The organism is Streptomyces sp. NPDC005266 (assembly GCF_040607655.1).
GTDB lineage: Bacteria > Actinomycetota > Actinomycetes > Streptomycetales > Streptomycetaceae > Streptomyces.
In genome coordinates, this window is sequence record NZ_JBEXHC010000013.1 from 157,885 (window position 1) to 176,967 (window position 19,083).

Sequence of the window (19,083 nt, forward strand, 5' to 3'; positions counted from 1 at the left end):
CGGTCCTCACGAAACGCGTGGGAGCGCCCCCGTAGGGGCCGCTCCCACGCGGCGTTTCCGGGCGAGCCCCGGAAAAAGGCGGTCAGTCGCCGCGGCCGCAGGCCGTGCCGTCGCGGTTGCGGTCGAGGCGGTGACGGTCCCGGCCGTGGGTCTTCATGGCGCCGTACCCCCGGACGAGCAGCCACTCGCACCGGTGGGTCCTGGCCAGGCCCCGGGGGAACGTCCAGGGCACGCACTGGCCGGCCCTGCCGTAGGTGTGGTCGCACCCGTCGTACCCCTCGCCGAGGGTCACCGCCTTGGCGCGCCGCTGCTTCTTGGCATGCGGCGCGGCCGAGGGATCGTCGGCGAACGGCTGGGTGTGGGCGGTGGCGGCCGTCTCGCCGCCGATGTGCACCCAGCGGGAGGCCGAGGGGACGCCGTCCGCGCCCACGACGGAGAGCATGTACCAGCCGGGCGGCGCGAGGTTCGGGTTGCTGGTGAGGTTGAGGTCGAGGGTGTTGCCGTCGACCACGGTCATCGGCAGGTCGACGTACCGCTGGTTGGGATCGGAGGAGTGGGTGACGGCCGCGGGCCTGATCAGCGACGCCTTGACGACCGGCTTGTCCACGGTGATGCGCTGCGTCGAGCCGTAGGCCCACTCACCGGACGCGGCCGAGGTGATGCGCGGCCGTGCGCCGCGGAAGAGATACGGCGGCTCGTAGATCGAGATCCGGCGGTCGAAGGAGCCGTCGCCGGGGTTGTTGCCGACGCTGAGCACTCGCCCGTCGGGCAGCAGCAGCGACGAGGAGTGGTACGTCCGCGGGACCGGGTCGGTGGCCAGGCCCGGCTCGAAGGCGCCCGTGACGGGGTTGAACAGGGACGCCTCGAAGACCGGCTTCTCGCGGTAGGTGTGCAGGGCGCCGCCGGTCTCCAGGACCTTGCCGTCCGGGAGGATCACGGTGGAGACGTAGACCTTGCCCTCCTCGCCCTTCTGGGCGGTGCCGTCCTCGTAGTGGCCGTGCGGCAGGTCCGGGCCCGGGACGTACCCCGGGTCGTCGGACTTGAGGTCGATGAGGTCGGTGAGGCGATGGGCGTTCTCGGTGATGGTGTGGTTGCCGCCGCCGACGGTGAGCACCCGCTGATCCTGCGCCGGGGGCAGCAGTACGCTCATCGACTCGTCGCGCTCGTCCTTGCGGCGCAGCCCGGGTACGTCGGTGATCGTGCCCGTGTCGTAGTCGTAGAGGGACGCTCCGGAGCCGGGCAATCCGACGCCGAAGACATGGCTGCCGGTGTAGAAGAGGCGGCCGTCCTGGAGCAGGATCATCGCCGGGTACAGGCCCCAGAAGCTCCAGGTCTGCTTCTCGCAGCAGCCCTTCCAGGCACCGGTGGCCTGATGGAACCGCTCGTTGATGACGGTGCCGTTCGCGGACTCGTCCAGGCCGCCGAAGGAGGCGATGTCGCCGTTGCCCATGGCGGTGGCCGAGGGGTACCAGTGTCCGGCGATCATGTCGTTGGTGCGGGTGTAGCGGTTGGTGGCGGGGTCGAAGACGTACGACGTCTTGAGGCCCTTGTAGCTGATGCTGCCGTCGGGCGCGGCGTAGTCCTTGTTGCCGCCCATGACCAGGACGCGGCCGTCGGGAAGCTGGGCGTGCCCGGCGCAGAAGAAGTCGTCGGGCGTGGGCACATCGGTGAAGGTGTCGGTCGCGGGGTCGAACACGGTGGTCTTGAAGGTCCCGGCCTGGAAGGCGTCGCGGTCGTTGCCCGAGCCCGCGATGAGCAGCACCTTTCCGTTGTTGAGCAGGACCGCGTGGATGGCCCGGACCGGGGAGGGCATGTCGAGGACGGTCCAGCGGCCGTCGCAGGCGAGGCTGGTGTCCTCGGGGGCGCAGCTCGGCTCCTCGGGGCCGGGGACGGTCGCGTCGGTCATGGCGTAGTCGTCGGTGGCGAGGGTGCCGGTGCCGTAGAGGGTGATGCCCCACGTGATCCGGTCGGTGCCGGCGGGGACGGGCGGGGTGCGGACCTCGGCGCGCTCGTAGCCGTCGGTGACGGGGAGCGTCTTCAGATCGGTCCACCAGCTCCACCCGCCTGCGGCGTCGTGCCGGAAGAGGGTGACCACGGTGTTCGGCGAGGTGGTGCGGTACCAGGCCGACAGATCGTACTGGTGGTCCGGGACGACGGCCGGGGCGCACTGGTTCTCGAGCATCATCATCTTGCGGTCGCCGGAGGCGATGCGGGTGATGGTCAGCTCGACGGCGTGGCTGCCGCTGTGGGCGCCGGCCGCGCCGGTGACGGTGAAGGTGTGGTCGTTGTCGCCGTAGCCGGACTTCTCGAAGCAGGTGGGGAAGGCGTCCGCGGCCAGGTTCTCCAGACCGGGGTTGGTGATGAGGTTGGCCGCGGCCTTGGCGGCGGCCCGGGCCTCGGGGTCGGGCGGGGACAGGGCCAGGACGACGGACGCCAGGGCGGTGAGCACGGCGGCCAGCAGCCGCGCTCTGCTGGCTCGGGCCTTCCGGGCCCTTCGAGGTGGGTGCGGTCTCCTCATGGTCCCCCCTGTCAGTTGTGGGTCTTGAGGATGTCGATGCGGCCGCCGCCCTCGCCGAAGGTCGCCACGGGCGTCGAGTGGCGCAGCAGGTCGGCGATCGTCGGCATCTGCGGGTTGTCCTCCTCGCCGCGCAGGGCGGGCGTGGAGACGACGTAGTCGATGTCGCGCCAGCCGTGCGGCAGCGTCTTGGCGATGGCCGGGTCCTGGTCGACCTTGTAGTGCCAGATGGCCCCGGTGCCCGGTCGCAGCCCGCTGCCGACGGCGTCGAGCCACAGCACCCCGTCGACGACCACGCGGGTGTCGGCCGGGTGCGGGACGTTGCCCTCGCGCAGCCAGCGGGCCGCCTCGTAATAGGCGTCGGTCTCGGCCGTGGTGGCGTTGTGACCGTCCGTACGGGACCAGGGCGGGGCGATCAGCAGGGCGCCGGCGGTCACCAGCAGCGCGGCGGCGGTGACGCGCACACGGCGTGCGCTCCCCGCGCCACGGGCGAGGCGCCCGGCGGGCAGCGCGGTGACGGCCGCCTGGGCCACCGCGGCCAGGGCGATGGCGAGGAACGGCAGCAGCTGAATGACGTACATCTTCGGCAGATAGCCGCTGGGCCGCATCGCGACGGAGGCGAGCAGCAGGGCGGCCAGTGCCGGGCCGCGCAGCCGCAGCCCCGACCGCCGGGGCAGGGCGAGGACGACGACGGTGGCGGCCAGCCCCGCGAGCGGCAGGACCGGGTCGGCATCGAGCCACTGCCGTACCAGCGCGTGGGCCTCGGTCCCCGAGTGGAACATCGACCCGGTGCCGGCCCTCCCGGCCAGCTGGAACTTGAGCGTGCCCAGCAGCGAGACGTGCCCGTCCCCCGGCAGCAGCTCGTTCTTGAGCAGGGCGTACAGCGGATAGAGCAGGGCGATGCCCAGCAGTCCGGAGACGAAGCCCGCGATGGAGAAGGTGCGGGTCCTGCGGTGGCTGCCCTGCCAGAGCGCGACGACAACGGCGGGCAGGACGACGGCGATGGTCTCCTTGGACAGGATCGCGATCGCCAGGCACATGCCCGCGCCGACGTGGTGCCACAGATGACGGCGCGGGGACAGGGCGAAGGCGAAGGCCGCCAGCGCCCACAGGACGGCGAAGTTGTCGAGGTAGATCTGCCGGCCCAGGGTCACCGAGAGCGGCGAGAGGGCGTAGAGCAGGGCGGCGCCGGTGGCCGCCCAGCGGTTCAGCCCCCCGCGGCGCGCGACCAGGCAGGTCAGGGCGGTGGTGGCGGCGGCGATGGGCAGCATGGCGATGCGGCCCTGGACGAACGTCGGCAGGTCCGGCAGAAGCCAGGACGGCAGCCAGGACAGGGCCGCCAACTGGGTCCAGCCGAGCGGCGGGTGGTCGTACCAGTACGTGTAGTGGGCCAGGCCCTCCCCCTGCTGTACGGCCCACGCCTGCGCCAGATAGGTGCCCTCGTCGTCATTGGGAAAGGGCAGTCCGCCGATGTTCCAGGCGCGGACGGCCACGGCGAGTATCACCACCGGCAACAGAAGTGCGAGGTCCGGCGTGCGGCCGGTACGTAATCCCGGGTCCCTGGGCGCAGGCGTATCCGCCGTGCCCAGCGAACTCACGGACGAACCCTCTTCCACGGGCAATGTGACGTACCCCACGGAACCCCCCTCAGAACACCGTCGGTACGGCATTACAGAACACCAGTGAGCCATAACGGGCGGATAAACTCCCGGTTTCAGACTAGCGACATGTTCGGCCGGCCGGTGAGGGACCGTCAATGCGGAAGAACACCATCCGCAATTAACTTCCGGGAAAAAATTGACGTCCGGGAAAATTGGGTGCTACGGTCTCGTCCTGTTTCGCCGGAGCACCGCTGGAATCCATTGGGGGGAATTCCATGGCGCTTTCCGCCGTGTTGTTGTTCGTATCGCTGGTGCTCATGACGGCGGCCGCCATCACGCTGTGGTGGATGATGCATGCCTGGCGCACGCCCGAGACCCTCGAAGCCACCGCCTTCGCCGAGCCTGACGGCGAACATCGGCTGTCCTTCTCGCTGCTGGTCCCGGCCCGGCACGAGGAGGCCGTGCTGGAGCACACCGTCGAGCGGATGCTCCGCATCGACCATCCGGACTTCGAGATCGTGGTGATCGTGGGTCATGACGACCCCGGCACCGCCGCCATAGCCCGTCGGCTCGCCACCGTCCATCCCGACCGGGTGAAGGTCGTCACCGACCACCATGAGCAGAAGAACAAACCGCGGGCGATGAATACCGCACTGCCGCATTGCCGTGGCGAGATCATCGGGGTCTTCGACGCGGAGGACATCGTTCATTCCGAACTCCTCACCCATGTGGACTTCGCCTTCCACCGCGACGAAGGGGACGGCAGACGCACGGATGTGGTACAGGGCGGCGTCCAACTGATGAACTACGAGTCCAGCTGGTACGCACTGCGCAATTGTCTCGAGTATTTCTTCTGGTTCCGCAGCCGATTGCATTTGCACGCTCGAAAGGGGTTCATTCCGCTCGGCGGCAATACTGTCTTTGTACGAGCCGATCTGCTGCGCGCCACCGGCGGCTGGGACGGCGATTGCCTCGCGGAGGACTGTGACCTGGGCGTACGGCTCTCCAGCGGCGGCGCCAAGGTACAGGTCGCGTACCACGCGGCGCTGGTCACCCGGGAGGAGACACCGGGCTCACTCTTCGCCCTCTACAAGCAGCGCACCCGCTGGAACCAGGGCTTTCTGCAGGTCCTGAGGAAGGGCGAATGGCGCCGGCTGCCCGGCTTCGGACAGCGCGTGCTGGCCCGCTACACCCTGACCACCCCGTTCCTCCAGGCGTTCAGCGGGGTGGCCGTGCCGATCGGCGCGGGCGTGGCGGTGGCAGGCGGAATCCCGCTGCCCGCGGCGCTCTTCGCCTGGCTGCCGGTGCTGCCGATGGCCACGATGACGGCCTTCGAATGCGCCGCGCTGCACGACTTCGGCCGGCAGTACGGCGTCAGGATCCGGCTGCGGCATTACGCCCAGCTCGTCCTCGGCACCCCCGTCTACTCCCTGATCCTCGGCGCCGCGGCCGTGCGGGCGGTCTGGCGCGAGTACACCGGGCGCAACGACTGGGAGCTGACCTCCCATGTCGGCGCGCATCTCAACAGCCTCAACAGCACGGAGCCACAACCCAGCCACTCCACGTCCGCCTCCTGAGGCTCACTCCCGAGGAGAACGCAGTGACCGCCAGCGTGCCCGTGCCGCCGCCGCATGCCCACATACCGACCCCACAGGCCCCGACGGCCCCGGCCGTATCACTTGTCATCCCCACCTTCAACGAGGCCGACAACATCGAGGCGCTGCTCACCCGGATCACCACCGCCGTGCCCGAAGGCATTCCGTACGACGTGCTGTTCGTGGACGACTCCACCGACCGCACCCCCGAGGTGATCGCCGAAGCCGCCCGGCGCTGCCCGTTCCCGGTCTCCGTCCACCACCGCGCCCGCCCCGACGGTGGACTCGGCGGCGCGGTCGTCGAGGGCATCGCCCGCACCACCGCGCCCTGGATCGTCGTCATGGACGCCGACCTCCAGCACCCGCCCGAGCTGGTGCCCGAACTCGTCGCGACGGGTGTACGGACCGGCGCCGAGCTGGTCGTCGCCAGCCGGTACGCGGCCGGAGGCAGCCGCCGGGGGCTGGCCGGCCGCTACCGGCAGGCGGTCTCCCGCGCCTCCACCACCGCCGCCAAGGCCCTCTTCCCCCGCGCCCTGCGCGGGGTCTCCGACCCCATGAGCGGCTTCTTCGCGATCCGGCGGGAGGCGGTCGGCCGTGCGGCGAGCGGCGGGCCTCGCGGCAGCCAGCGGGGGGCGCGGTCCACGGGGCTGCGCCCCCTGGGCTACAAGATCCTGCTCGAACTGGCCGTGCGCTGCCGCCCCCGCGCGGTGAGCGAAGTCCCCTTCGACTTCGGCGAGCGCCACGCGGGCGAGTCGAAGTCCACCCTCCGCGAGGGCCTGCGCTTCGTGCGCCATCTCGGCCAGCTGCGCGCCGGCGACGACGCCCGGCTCCGGCTCCTCGCCTTCGCCCTCATCGGCGCGTCCGGCTTTCTGCCCAATCTGGCCGTGCTGTGGCTGCTCACCGAGACGGCCGGGATGCACTATGTGCCCGCCGAGATCATCGCCAACCAGGCCGGCCTACTGTGGAACTTCGCCCTCGTCGACACGCTGCTCCACCGCCGCCACCGCGCCGAGCGCCCCCGCGGGGCGCGGCTCACCGGCTTCGCGCTGCTCGGCAACGCCGATCTGATCGCCCGTATCCCGCTGACGATGGTGCTCGTCTCCACGTTCGGCCTGTCCGCGCTCCCTGCCACGGCCCTCAGCCTCGTCGCGGTGTTCACCCTGCGCTTTCTGCTGGTGGACAAGCTGGTGTACCGGCGCTGACCGGTTCCGACGTGCGAGGATGGCAATCCGCCTGACGCATGGCGTACCGCACATGACGAACGGGAGAGAGACGACGTGCCTGGCACCAACCTCACCAGGGAGGAGGCGCAGCAGCGGGCGCGCCTCCTCACCGTGGACGCGTACGAGATCGAGCTGGACCTGAGCGGCGCGCAGGAGGGTGGCACCTACCGCTCGGTGACCACGGTGCGCTTCACGGCCGCCGAGGCGGGCGCGGAGTCGTTCATCGACCTGGTGGCGCCCACCGTGCACGAGGTGGTGCTCAACGGCGAGGCGCTCGACCCCGCCGAGGTCTTCAAGGACTCCCGGATCGCGCTGCCGGGCCTGCTGGCCGGGCGCAACGACCTGCGGGTCGTGGCGGACTGCGCGTACACCAACACCGGTGAGGGGCTGCACCGCTTTGTCGACCCGGTGGACCAGCAGGCGTATCTCTATACGCAGTTCGAGGTGCCGGACGCCCGCCGGGTGTACGCCAGCTTCGAACAGCCCGATCTGAAGGCCACCTTCCAGTTCACCGTGACGGCGCCCGAGGGCTGGACGGTGATCTCCAACTCGCCGACGCCGGAGCCCAAGGACAACGTCTGGCGCTTCGAGCCGACGCCGCGCCTGTCGACCTATGTCACGGCGCTCATCGTGGGCCCGTACCACAGCGTGCACAGCTCGTACGAGAAGGGCGGCCGGTCGGTGCCCCTGGGCATCTACTGCCGTCCCTCGCTCGCCGAGTTCCTCGACTCGGACGCGATCTTCGAGGTGACGCGGCAGGGCTTCGAGTGGTTCGAGGAGAAGTTCGACTACCCGTACCCGTTCGCCAAGTACGACCAGCTCTTCGTGCCGGAGTTCAACGCGGGCGCGATGGAGAACGCGGGCGCGGTCACCATCCGCGACCAGTACGTCTTCCGCTCCAAGGTGACGGACGCGGCCTACGAGACGCGTGCCGAGACCATCCTCCACGAGCTGGCCCACATGTGGTTCGGCGACCTGGTCACCATGGAGTGGTGGAACGATCTGTGGCTGAACGAGTCGTTCGCCACCTACACCTCCATCGCCTGTCAGGCCCACGCGCCGGGCTCCAAGTGGCCGCACGCCTGGACGACCTTCGCCAACTCCATGAAGACGTGGGCCTACCGGCAGGACCAGCTGCCGTCCACCCACCCGATCATGGCCGAGATCAACGACCTGGACGACGTCCTGGTCAACTTCGACGGCATCACGTATGCGAAGGGCGCTTCGGTACTGAAGCAGCTGGTCGCGTATGTCGGCATGGACGAGTTCTTCCAGGGCGTCCAGGCGTACTTCAAGCGTCACGCGTACGGGAACACCCGGCTGTCCGACCTGCTCGGCGCGCTGGAGGAGACCAGCGGCCGGGATCTGAAGACCTGGTCGAAGAAGTGGCTGGAGACCGCGGGCATCAACATCCTGCGGCCGCGGATCGACACGGACGACTCCGGCACCATCACCTCCTTCGCGGTGCGCCAGGAAGCCCCCGTCCTGCCGCCCGGCGCCAAGGGCGAGCCAACGCTGCGGCCGCACCGCATCGCCATCGGGCTCTACGACCTCGACGCGACCGGCAAGCTCACCCGCACCGAGCGGATCGAGCTGGACGTGGACGGCGAGCTGACCGAGGTCCCGGCGCTGACCGGCGAGAAGCGCTCCGCCGTGATCCTGCTCAACGACGACGACCTCACCTACGCCAAGGTGCGGCTCGACCCGGATTCGCTGGCCGTTGTCACCGAGCACCTCGGTGACTTCGAGGAGTCCCTGCCGCGCGCGCTGTGCTGGGCCTCCGCCTGGGACATGGTCCGCGACGGCGAGCTGCCCACCCGCGACTACCTCGCGCTCGTCCTGTCCGGCATCGCCAAGGAGTCGGACATCGGCGTCGTCCAGTCGCTGCACCGCCAGGTGAAGCTCGCCCTGGACCTGTACGCCGCGCCCGACTGGCGCGAGACGGGCCTGGCCAAGTGGACCGAGGCCGCGCTCGACCACCTGCGGGCCGCCGCCCCCGGCAGCGACCACCAGCTCGCCTGGGCACGGGCGTTCGTCGCCACCGCCCGTACGGACGACCAGCTGGCCCTGGTCTCCGGGCTGCTGGACGGCACCGAGACCATCGACGGCCTGGCCATCGACACCGAGCTGCGCTGGGCGCTGCTGGAGCGGCTCGCCGCGACGGGACGGGCGGACGAGGGCGCGATCGCGGCCGAGCTGGAACGCGACAAGACCTCCGCCGGCGAACGCCACGCCGCCACGGCGCGCGCCGCGCGCCCGACGGGGCAGGCCAAGGCCGAGGCGTGGGCATCGGTCGTCGAAGACGACAAGCTGCCGAACGCGGTACAGGAAGCGGTGATCGCCGGCTTCGTCCAGACCGACCAGCGGGAGCTGCTGGCCCCCTACACGGAAAAGTACTTCGCCGCGGTGAAGGACGTCTGGGAGAGCCGCAGCCACGAGATGGCGCAGCAGATCGTGGTCGGCCTCTACCCCTCGCTCCAGGTCTCCCAGGACACGCTGGACGCCACCGACGCCTGGCTCGCCTCCGCCGAGCCGCCGCCGGCCCTGCGGCGGCTGGTCACGGAGTCGCGAGCGGGCGTTGAGCGGGCCCTGAAAGCCCAGGCGGCGGACGCCGCCGCGGGCTGACGCGGCCGGCCGGTTGTGGGCATTCGTTCCGCGGGGCGGAACGGGTGCCCACAAACCGGCGCGGCGGGGGTCAGGGGGCGCAGCCCCCGGCCGGCCCAGCGGGGATCAGGAAGCGCAGCCCCCGGCCGGCCCAGCGGGGGCCAGGAGGCGCAGCCCCCGGCCGGCCCAGCGGGGATCAGGGGGCGCAGCCACCGGCCGGCCCAGCGGGGATCAGGAAGCGCAGCCCCCGGCCGGCCCAGCGGGGGCCAGGAGGCGCAGCCCCCGGCCGGCCCGGCGGGGGCCAGGGGGCGCAGCCACCGGCCGCCCCGGCCTCGGCGCGGCCCAGTTCGGTCAGGACTTCGGCCAGCTCGCGGCGAGGGTCGGGGAGGGCGAGCCTCGTCATGCCGCCGTAACCGCGCACAACCTCCGGATGCGCCTCCACCGCACGGCGCAGCCACGGCTCGGCCTCCTCCGTACGCCCCAGCCCCCGCAACGCCTTGGCAAGCCAGTACGGCGCCTCCATATGGCCGTCGTCGCACGCGGCCCGCAGCAGCGGTTCGGCGTCGGCGTGGGCGCCGCGCCGGACCATGCTGCGGCCGGCCAGGAAGGCGGGCGGGGTCAGCCCGGTCCTGGCGGCGCGGACGTACCAGCGTTCGGCCTGCTGCGGGTCGCCGCCGCGCTCCTCGGAGCCGGCCGAGCCACCACGCGGCGCGGCCGTGACCGAGGCCCGCGGCCCGGTGGAACCAGATCTCGGCGGCGCGCCGGCCCCCGGCCTCGTCGTGGATGCGCCCGATGTCGTACGCGGCGCCGGCGTCGCCCTTGTGGCAGATGGCCAGGGTGCGCGAGGCGTCCGCGTCGCCGGCGTCGGCGGCCCTGGCCCACCAGGGCAGGGCCTCGTCCAGCTGCCCGCGCTCGGTGAGGAGTTCGGCCAAGGCCCGGTACGCCCCGGCGCGCCGGCCGCCGCCGCGGCCTTCAACTCGGCCGCCACGGCGGCCTCCTGGGCCGCACCGGGCGTTTCACCGGGCGCCGCGCCGGGAGTCCCCTGCGATGAATGTTCGGCTATCACCCGATGGTGTCAGAGTGATCAAACACCTTCGGCACGGGCCCTGCGGCGGGCCAGCAGCGCCTCCCGCCGCTCGTCGAACTTGGTGGCCTGGTCGTCCAGGCCGCCCATGTAGAGGCCGAGCTCCTCCTGCGCCTTGAGCCCCTCGGGGCCGAGGCCGCCGATTTCCAGCACCTTGAGGTAGCGCAGCACGGGCTGCAGCACGTCGTCGTGGTGGATGCGGAGGTTGTAGATGCCGCCGATGGCGATCTGCGCGGCGGCGCGCTCGAAGCCGGGCATGCCATGGCCCGGCATGCGGAAGTTGACGACCACATCGCGGACGGCGCACATGGTCTGGTCGGGAGCGAGCTCGAACGCCTTCCCGAGCAGGTTCCGGTAGAAGATCATGTGCAGGTTCTCGTCGGTGGCGATGCGGGCCAGCATCCGGTCGCAGACCGGGTCGCCGGAGTGGTGGCCGGTGTTGCGGTGCGAGATGCGGGTGGCCAGCTCCTGGAAGGCCACGTACGCGACGGTGTGCAGCATGCTGTGCTGGTTGTCGGACTCGAACCCCTCCGACATGTGCTGCATCCGGAACCGCTCCAGCTCGACCGGGTCGACGGCCCGGCTGGTGAGCAGGTAGTCACGCATGACGATGCCGTGCCGCCCCTCCTCCGCCGTCCAGCGGTGCACCCAGGTGCCCCACGCGCCGTCACGCCCGAACAGGGTGGCGATTTCGTGGTGGTAGCTGGGGAGGTTGTCCTCGGTGAGGAGGTTGACGACGAGCGCGATCCGGCCGACCTGGCTGACCTTGGACTGGTCGGGAGCCCATGCCTCGCCGCCCATGACGCCGTCGAAGTTGCGGCCGTCGCTCCAGGGCACGTACTCGTGCGGCATCCATTCCCTGGCGACATTCAGATGCCGGTTGAGCTCGGTCTCGACGACCTCTTCGAGCGCGTACAGGAGCTGGGTGTCGCTCCACACGGCCTGACCAGTGCGGCTGGAGGGGGCAAGAGACACGGCGGGGCTCCTGGGGACGAGGGGTCGAACTTACTTACGCGTCCGTAGGTTACGACAGCGTAGGTTAAAGCGAAAATAAACGACCCGGGGCGTTCGGGTGGCCCCCGGTGAACTGGCCGTGACGCGGGCGCACTTGGCTGCGGGAGTGTTGTGTCACATACGACAAGGGCGCCCCCGGCCAAATGGCCGCAGGCGCCCTTGTAGCGGCGTCTCAGCGCTTCGTTGAACGATCGTGACTGATCGTCGGTCCGACTCCTCGTCGGTCGGACGCGTCAGTCGGTCTGCTTGCGGGACTTCTTGTCTCCCGCGATCACCAGACCCGCGATCACCAGGAAGAGGACGATCGGAGCGGCGACGTAGAGGCCCAGCGTCTCTGCGACGCTCAGGCCCGGACCCGGGTCGTCACCGTCGTCGCGGTTGAGCGCGAACGCGGGGGACGACATCAGCAGCATCGCCGTCGTCGCGGCGATGACGGCACCGGCGCGCACGGCGTTCAATTTGACCTTCTTGCTCACGGACTCAACCTATCGGACGCCCCCGCGCCCCGCGTGCGTGGGGTGGCCTCAGGGGAGGCGGAAGGGGAGGTGAGCCGGGCCACCTCGGCCATCAGCGCGTGCAGCCGCGGCGAGGCCACCAGCTCCTCCAGCGAGACCGCGCGCCCCCGCGCGTCGGCGATGGGCAGCCGCCAGTTGGGGTACTCGTTCCACGTTCCCGGCAGGTTCTGCGGCCGGCGGTCCCCTACCGTGTCCGGGAGCCAGACGCCCACCATCCTGGCCGGGGTGCGCAGCAGAAAGCGGTGGACGGCCTTGATCGCGGCCTCCTCGTCGCCCGGCCCCTCGGGCAGCAGGCCCAGCCGGCCCAGCAGTGCCAGCCACTCGGCGACCTCGACCGCCTCGGCGGCACGCTCCTGCGCCGGCGGGCGGGTGAGGAGCCCCAGCCGGTGCCGGAGCTCGATGTGGTCGCCGGTGAGACGGGCGGCCGTGCTCGGCAGGTCATGGGTCGTGGCGGTGGCCAGGCAGTCGGCCCGCCACTCCTCGGGCGCGAGCGGCCGGGCGGGCCCCCCTTCGTCATAGTCTCGCTCGAACCACATCACGGACGTCCCCAGCACCCCCCGTGCCGCCAGCGCTTCCCGCACCCCCGGTTCGACCGTCCCCAGGTCCTCGCCCACGACGACGGCGCCCGCGCGGTGCGCCTCCAGTGCGAGCACGCCGAGCATCGCCTCGGCGTCGTAGCGGACGTAACAGCCCTCGGCCGGCTCGCGGCCCTCCGGGACCCACCACAGCCGGAAGAGGCCCATCACATGGTCGATGCGGAGCGCGCCCGCGTGGCGCAGCAGGCCGCGCAGCAGATCCCGGTACGGGGCGTAGCCGGTGGCCGCGAGGGCGTCGGGGCGCCAGGGCGGCAGGCCCCAGTCCTGGCCCCGGGAGTTGAAGGCGTCCGGCGGCGCGCCGATGGACATGCCGGACGCGAAGACGTCCCGCAGCGCCCATGCGTCGGCCCCCGAGGGATGCACCCCGACGGCCAGGTCGTGCACCAGGCCGACGGCCATGCCCGCGTCGCACGCCGCGCGCTGGGCGGCGGCGAGCTGGACGTCGGTGAGCCAGGCGAGCCAGCAGTGGAAGTCGACCCGGTCCAGATGCTCACCGCGCGCACGGGCGGTGCCCGCCGAGCGCGGGTCGGTCAGTCCGTCGGGCCAGGTGCGCCATTCGGGGCCGTGGGTCTCGGCGAGCGCGCACCACAGGGCGTGGTCCTCCAGGGACCGCCCCCGTTCGGCGAGGAAGTCGCAGTAGGCGGCGCGGCGGCCGGGGCTGAGCGGTACGGTGCGCACCAGCTCCAGGGCATCGCGCTTGAGGACCCACACCGCGTCCCGGTCGATGAGCGCGCCGTCCCGCAGTACGGACGTACGTAAGCGGGCCGCCGCCTCCAGCAGCTGGTCGACGCGCTCGCGGGCGACGCCGGGCAGATGGGCGTATTCGGGCACGTCCTCGACCCGCAGATGGACGGGGTCGGGGAAGCGGCGGGAGGAGGGGCGGTAGGGCGAGGGGTCGGTGGGGGCGGCCGGGGTGCCGGGCAGCGCCGCGTGCAACGGGTTGAGCTGGAGGAATCCGGCGCCGAGCGCCCGGCCCGACCAGGCGGCGAGATCGGCCAGATCGCCGAGGTCGCCCATGCCCCAGGACCGGGCGGAGAGCAGGGAGTAGAGCTGGACCAGAAAACCGTGGCTGCGGACCGGGGGCAAGGGCATCCGGTCGGGGGCGACGATCAGCGTGGCGGCGGCGCGGCGGCCGTCGGGGGCCTCGGCGGTCAGGGTATGGGCCCCGGGCGGCAGCCCGTCGGGGCCGTCGGAACCATTGAAGGCGGCTTCAAGGGCGACGGCGGCGTCCTTGAGGCCGCCATCGGGCGTCGGGCCGTCGGCCCGTAAGACGCCGGCCGCCGGCCCCCAGGCGTGCGGTGCGCCGTCCTCGGTACGCACCCGCAGCACCGTGCCTTCGGGCAGGCTCAGCCGCGGGGCTCTGCCGGGGCGCGCCACCACGCACGGGGGCAGCAGCAGGTCGCGCTGGCGGCGATCGTGCCGGTCCAGCGCCTCGGATACGGATCGGGGGGTCGAGGCGTCCACGCCGAGCGCGGCGAGTACGGCGACGACAGTGTCCTCGGGCACCCGGACGGTGCGGCCCGGGGCGGGCTCGTAGGAGGTGGCGACACCGTGCAGCTCGGCGAGCCGCGCTCTGCCCATCAGATCTCCATCGGCTCCAAGCCGGCTCGCGTGCCGGGCGCGGCGGCGGTCGGCTCACTCGTCAGGGGAAGTTCGGCGGCGAGCGGAGGCTCGCTGGTCAGGGGCACGTTGTCGGCGAGCGGGGGTTCGCTGGTGAGGGGCGCCTCGGTGGCGCCGCCGGACCCGAAGCCGTCCAGGCCGCACAGTCCGCAGTCGGGATCGGAGACCCCGGCGAACGGATCCTGTGCGCTGGATGCCTCGGGCACGGGTTTGGACAGGGCGAAGGGGAGAAGCTGAGCTGACGCGGCCACACGGACCTCCGTGGGGTGTCGGCAGTGGGTCAATGTCGAGCCCTACCCACTCAGGGCGGTCGCAGACGTAAACAGTCCCCCGACGTGCCGTAGGTCACACCTCGCCGGGGCAGGCGATTTCACGGCAGTGAGGGAACGGGGACACAGAGTTTACGAACAGGAGCACCCTTCATCCGTCAGACTTGCGGAAGCCCGCCGCACACCGGCCCGTCTCGCCCGACTGGTGCCACATGCGGCAATGCCGACAGTTCGGTCATGCGCGTTGACACCCTCACCGGGTGGTGGTGGGCTCACGCCTATTGGCGCCGTCTGTGACGGGGCCTGACGGGGACCGACTACCTGATCGAGGAGAGGCCGGTGCAGTTCGGGGGGAAGAGGCCGAGGGCAGCGGGCGCGACGGCGATGGCCGCCGCCGTCATCGGGGGTCTGCTCGGCGGCGCTCCGGCGGCCGCCGCCGCGCCCGTGGATCACGGCACGTCCGGCACCTCCGCACCGGAGCGCGACAGCGGGGCCGAAGTGCCGCCCGTCTGGCCGCGCCCGCAGTCGCTGCGCGCCTTGGGCGCGGACGTCTCGGTCGGGGACGAGGCCACCCTGATAGCCGACGGCGATGTGGATCCGTACGCGCTGGACGCGCTGCGCGCCCTGCTGCACGAGGCGGGGGTCCGTACCGTCGATGAGGCCACCCCGGGTGGCAAGCACCCGGCGCGCGGGCTGGTGGTGCACGCCGACGGCCAGGGCGCACAGCGGGCCCTGCGCGCCCTGCGCGCACCCGAGCGCGGCGACCTCCCGTCCGGCGGCTACCGCCTCGCCACGGGCTCGGTGGACGGGCAGCCCACGATCGCCCTCGCCGGCGTCGGCCCCGACGGGCTCTTCCACGCCGTCCAGACCCTGCGCCAGCTGCTCGTCAAGCGGGAGGGCCGGGGCTCCGCCTTCGCCGGGGCGACCGTCCGTGACTGGCCCGGGACGGCCGTCCGCGGCACCACCGAGGGCTTCTACGGCGCCCCGTGGTCGCAGCGGGACCGGCTCGCCCAGCTCGGCTTCATGGGCCGCACCAAGCAGAACCGCTATCTCTACGCGCCCGGCGACGACCCCTACCGGCAGTCCCGCTGGCGCGATCCGTACCCCGCCGCGAAGCGGGAGGAGTTCCGCGAGCTCGCGGCAGCCGCCCGCCGCAACCACGTCACCCTCGGCTGGGCGGTCTCCCCCGGCCAGCAGCTGTGCTTCTCCTCCGACGCCGACCTCAAGGCGCTCACGCGCAAGGTCGACGCGATGTGGGCGCTCGGCGTGCGCTCCTTTCAGCTGCAGTTCCAGGACGTCAGCTACAGCGAATGGCACTGCGGCAAGGACGCCGACACCTTCGGCTCCGGCCCCGAGGCGGCAGCGAGCGCCCAGGCCAAGGTGGCCAACGCACTCGCCCGGCACCTGGCCCACCGCCACCCCGGCTCCGTGCCGCTGTCCCTGATGCCGACCGAGTACTACCAGGACGGCGACACCGAGTTCCGGCGCGCACTCGCCGCCGCTCTCGACGACCGGGTGGAGGTCGCCTGGACCGGCGTCGGGGTCGTGCCCAAAACGATCACCGGTGGCGAGCTGGCGGGCGCCCGGTCGGCATTCGGCCACCGGCTGGTCACCATGGACAACTACCCGGTCAACGACTGGGCCCAGGACCGCATCTTCCTCGGCCCGTACACCGGCCGCGACCCGGCCGTGGCCACCCAGTCCGCGGCGCTGCTGGCCAACGCCATGGAGCAGCCGACCGCCTCCCGCATCCCACTGTTCACCGCCGCCGACTTCGCCTGGAACCCGCACGGCTACCGCCCCCAGGAGTCCTGGCAGGCGGCCATCGACGATCTGGCCGGGCCGGACGCGGGGACCCGCGCCGCCCTGCGCGCCCTCGCCGGGAACGATGCGTCCTCGGTGCTCGGCGGCGACGAGTCGGCGTATCTGCGTCCGCTCATCGACGCCTTCTGGAGGGCGCTCGGCGGTACGGACGTGGGCCGGCTGGAGCGGTCGGCCGACCGGCTGCGCGCGGCCTTCCGTACGATGCGCGACGCCCCCGAGCGGCTGTCGGACACCCTGGGCGCCGACGTACGGCCCTGGCTCGACCAGCTGGGGCGCTACGGCGACGCGGGCGTACGCGCCGTGGACATGCTCACCGCTCAGGCACGCGGCGACGGCGCGGCGGCGTGGAAGGCCCGGCTGGCGGTCGAGGCGCTGCGCGAGAAGACCCAGGACAGCCGGGTGACGGTGGGCAAGGGCGTCCTCGCCCCCTTCCTGACCAAGGCCCTGGACCAGGCCGACGTCTGGTCGGGCGTGCACCACACCGCCGAGCAGGGGCTGCGGACCGCCAAGGACGACCGCGCGGCGGCCGACGGCAAGGTGACCACGCAGGTGGCCTCCCCCGGCCGCCCGGTCACGGTGCGTTTCGGCCGCACCCGCCCGCTGTCCTCCGTCTCCGCGCTCACCGCGCGGGTCCCCGGGGTCTCCTCACCGGGCACGGTCGAGGCGCACGTCCCCGGCGAGGGCTGGCGCAGGCTCGGCGCAGTGTCCGGCAGCGGCTTCACCCAGGTCACGGGCCGCTCCGGCGACAAGGACACAGCGGCGGACGCGATCCGGCTCAGCTGGGCGCCGGGCGCCACGCCTCCGGCGGTGCACGAGATCACCCCCTGGTTCGCCGACACCCCGGACGCCGCGCTGTCCCTGTCCCACGAGACGGCGGACGCGGAGATCGGCGGACGCGCCACCGTCGTCGGGGCCGAGCTCACCTCCCACCGCCCCGGCGATGTGAACGGCGACCTCACGGTCGACGCGCCGCACGGCATCACCGTCCGGGCCCCCGACGGGGTGACGGCCCCGCGCGGCGGCACCGCCACCGCCCGGCTCGAGGTCTCGGTGGCCCCCGGCACCAAGGCGGGCACGTACACCGTCCCGGTCCGCTTCGGCTCGCAGGAGCGCGTGCTGACCGTCCGGGCCTTCCCGCGCACCGGCGGCCCGGATCTGGCCCGCGCACCGGGGACCAAGGCGACCTCGTCCGGCGATGAGACCCCCGACTTCCCGGCGGCCGCCGCCATCGACGGCAAGGCGGACACCCGCTGGTCCTCCCCGGCCGAGGACGGCGCCTGGCTCCAGCTCGAGCTGGCCAGGCCCACCCGGGTGGGCCGACTGGAGCTGCACTGGCAGGACGCCTATGCCTCCCGCTACCGGATCCAGGTCTCCGAGGACGGGCGCACCTGGCGCACGGCGGCGACCGTCAGCAACGGCAAGGGCGGCCGGGAGGCGGTCGGCATGGACGCCCCGGACACCCGCTTCATCCGCATCCAGGGCGACAAGCGCGCCACCCGCTTCGGCTACTCCCTCTGGGAGGTCGCGGCCTACTCGGTCGCCCCTGCTTCCTAGGGCTCGGTCTTCCTCAGCGGATGCGGTGAAGTTCGCCGCTGATCCCTCGCGGTTCGGCCTGGCCGAGGGCTTGGACGCCGAGAAGGATCAGCACTTGACTTCGCCGTAACCGCTTAGGGCTCGGTTCTCCCCCAGCGGCTCGGTTCTCCGCCAGCTATCAGCTGGGAGGTGCCCCCGCCGGGGCCGGCTCGCCCGGAAGGGCTGAGCCGTGTCGGTGGCCCGCCGGGCCACCGACACGACAATGGCCCGGCTAGGCGGATTTGCCTTCGATCCGGGCCATCGCGTCGTCCGCGCCGTATGGCTGCAGGTATGGCATCCAGCGCGGGTCCCTGTGGCCCGTGCCGATGATCCGCCACGCGAGCCCGGTAGGCGGCACGGGTTGGTGACGCAGCCGCCAGCCGATCTCGGCGACATGGCGGTCTGCCTTGACGTGGTTGCAGCGCCGGCACGCGGCGACCACGTTCTCCCAGGTGTGCTGCCCGCCACGGCTGCGCGGGATGACGTGATCGACGCTGGTTGCGACGCCACCGCAGTACGCGCATCTGCCGCCGTCGCGGGCGAACAGGGCACGGCGGGTGAGCGGAACGGGGCCGCGAAAGGGCACCCGTACAAAGCGCTTCAGCCTCACGACGCTGGGAGCGGGGATGACGCGGGTCGCGCTGTGCATCAGGGCGCCTGAGTCCTCAAGGCTGATGGCCTTGTCGTTGAGGACGAGAATGAGCGCGCGGCGGAGCGGTACGACGCCGAGCGGCTCGTACGACGCGTTGAGGACCAGGACATGCGGCACGGATGCCTCCTTGTACGCCGGCGGCGCGTGGCTCGCGCCGGGACGATCTCCCCCAGTTTCCCCTGAACCCTGGCCGGAACGCCACTATCACCGGGTTAACGGTTGAGAGGCATTTCCGCACACCCCACGTATACCGTCCGTTCATCACGCGCACACCCGCCCCGTGACCTCCGTCCCGGCCACTGCGGCGCGGCCTGAGGCCCCCCGCGCGGGGAGCCGGGCAGCTCCTCGACCTTGGTGACCGGGACGCCCGCGGCGGCGATCCTGGCGGCCGTCGAGCCG

At 72.1% G+C, this 19,083-nt stretch carries 12 protein-coding genes; 4 read left to right on the top strand and 8 right to left on the bottom strand.

What is annotated here, in order from left to right:
- Window positions 1-82: 82 nt before the first annotated feature.
- Window positions 83-2,518 carry a galactose oxidase early set domain-containing protein gene (locus ABZU99_RS23010; RefSeq protein WP_356046317.1) on the bottom strand — a complete coding sequence of 812 codons (2,436 nt, stop codon included), beginning with the start codon at window positions 2,516-2,518 and terminating at the stop codon, window positions 83-85.
- An 11-nt stretch (window positions 2,519-2,529) separates the two neighbouring features.
- Window positions 2,530-4,020, bottom strand: a complete 1,491-nt coding sequence (locus ABZU99_RS23015) for a phospholipid carrier-dependent glycosyltransferase (RefSeq protein ID WP_356227961.1) — start codon at window positions 4,018-4,020, stop codon at window positions 2,530-2,532.
- Window positions 4,021-4,391: 371 nt separating this feature from the next.
- Between ABZU99_RS23015 and ABZU99_RS23020 the strand changes: the two genes are divergently transcribed.
- From ABZU99_RS23020 to pepN, 3 genes are all read left to right on the top strand, one after another.
- Entirely contained in the window at window positions 4,392-5,693 is a 1,302-nt protein-coding gene (locus tag ABZU99_RS23020) for a glycosyltransferase (RefSeq protein ID WP_356046319.1), read from the top strand.
- Between the two features lie 35 nt (window positions 5,694-5,728).
- Window positions 5,729-6,913, top strand: a complete 1,185-nt coding sequence (locus ABZU99_RS23025) for a glycosyltransferase family 2 protein (protein ID WP_355953452.1) — start codon at window positions 5,729-5,731, stop codon at window positions 6,911-6,913.
- A 75-nt stretch (window positions 6,914-6,988) separates the two neighbouring features.
- Complete coding sequence (gene pepN / locus ABZU99_RS23030) at window positions 6,989-9,559, top strand: aminopeptidase N (protein WP_356046321.1); 2,571 nt, start codon at window positions 6,989-6,991, stop codon at window positions 9,557-9,559.
- A gap of 175 nt (window positions 9,560-9,734) precedes the next feature.
- Here pepN and ABZU99_RS23035 read toward each other — a convergent pair whose 3' ends face one another.
- From ABZU99_RS23035 to ABZU99_RS23055, 5 genes are all read right to left on the bottom strand, one after another.
- Window positions 9,735-10,127, bottom strand: coding sequence for a tetratricopeptide repeat protein (locus ABZU99_RS23035; protein WP_356227962.1), 393 nt, complete (start codon window positions 10,125-10,127; stop codon window positions 9,735-9,737).
- A gap of 495 nt (window positions 10,128-10,622) precedes the next feature.
- Window positions 10,623-11,597 (bottom strand): acyl-ACP desaturase, encoded by a 975-nt coding sequence (locus ABZU99_RS23040; RefSeq protein ID WP_355953360.1) that lies wholly within the window; start codon window positions 11,595-11,597, stop codon window positions 10,623-10,625.
- 272 nt (window positions 11,598-11,869) lie between these two features.
- Window positions 11,870-12,112, bottom strand: a complete 243-nt coding sequence (locus ABZU99_RS23045) for a hypothetical protein (RefSeq protein WP_355953357.1) — start codon at window positions 12,110-12,112, stop codon at window positions 11,870-11,872.
- Window positions 12,109-14,328, bottom strand: coding sequence for a 4-alpha-glucanotransferase (malQ, locus tag ABZU99_RS23050; RefSeq protein WP_356050480.1), 2,220 nt, complete (start codon window positions 14,326-14,328; stop codon window positions 12,109-12,111). Before malQ ends, ABZU99_RS23045 begins: the two co-directional genes overlap by 4 nt.
- Complete coding sequence (locus tag ABZU99_RS23055; protein WP_355953351.1) at window positions 14,328-14,618, bottom strand: hypothetical protein; 291 nt, start codon at window positions 14,616-14,618, stop codon at window positions 14,328-14,330. Before ABZU99_RS23055 ends, malQ begins: the two co-directional genes overlap by 1 nt.
- Before the next feature lie 402 nt (window positions 14,619-15,020).
- Here ABZU99_RS23055 and ABZU99_RS23060 point away from each other — a divergent pair, with 402 nt between their 5' ends.
- Window positions 15,021-18,014, top strand: coding sequence for a beta-N-acetylglucosaminidase domain-containing protein (locus ABZU99_RS23060; RefSeq protein WP_356050481.1), 2,994 nt, complete (start codon window positions 15,021-15,023; stop codon window positions 18,012-18,014).
- 250 nt (window positions 18,015-18,264) lie between these two features.
- Here the strand turns inward: ABZU99_RS23060 and ABZU99_RS23065 are convergent, their stop codons facing one another.
- Entirely contained in the window at window positions 18,265-18,801 is a 537-nt protein-coding gene (locus tag ABZU99_RS23065; protein ID WP_355955331.1) for an HNH endonuclease, read from the bottom strand.
- Window positions 18,802-19,083: the final 282 nt, after the last annotated feature.

Coding starts and splice junctions, on each gene's coding strand:
- ABZU99_RS23010 (WP_356046317.1), bottom strand. CDS start 2,518: ATGAGGAGACCGCACCCACCTCGAAGGGCCCGGAAGGCCCGAGCCAGC.
- ABZU99_RS23020 (WP_356046319.1), top strand. CDS start 4,392: ATGGCGCTTTCCGCCGTGTTGTTGTTCGTATCGCTGGTGCTCATGACG.
- ABZU99_RS23035 (WP_356227962.1), bottom strand. CDS start 10,127: ATGGTCCGGCGCGGCGCCCACGCCGACGCCGAACCGCTGCTGCGGGCC.
- malQ (WP_356050480.1), bottom strand. CDS start 14,328: ATGGGCAGAGCGCGGCTCGCCGAGCTGCACGGTGTCGCCACCTCCTAC.
- ABZU99_RS23060 (WP_356050481.1), top strand. CDS start 15,021: ATGGCCGCCGCCGTCATCGGGGGTCTGCTCGGCGGCGCTCCGGCGGCC.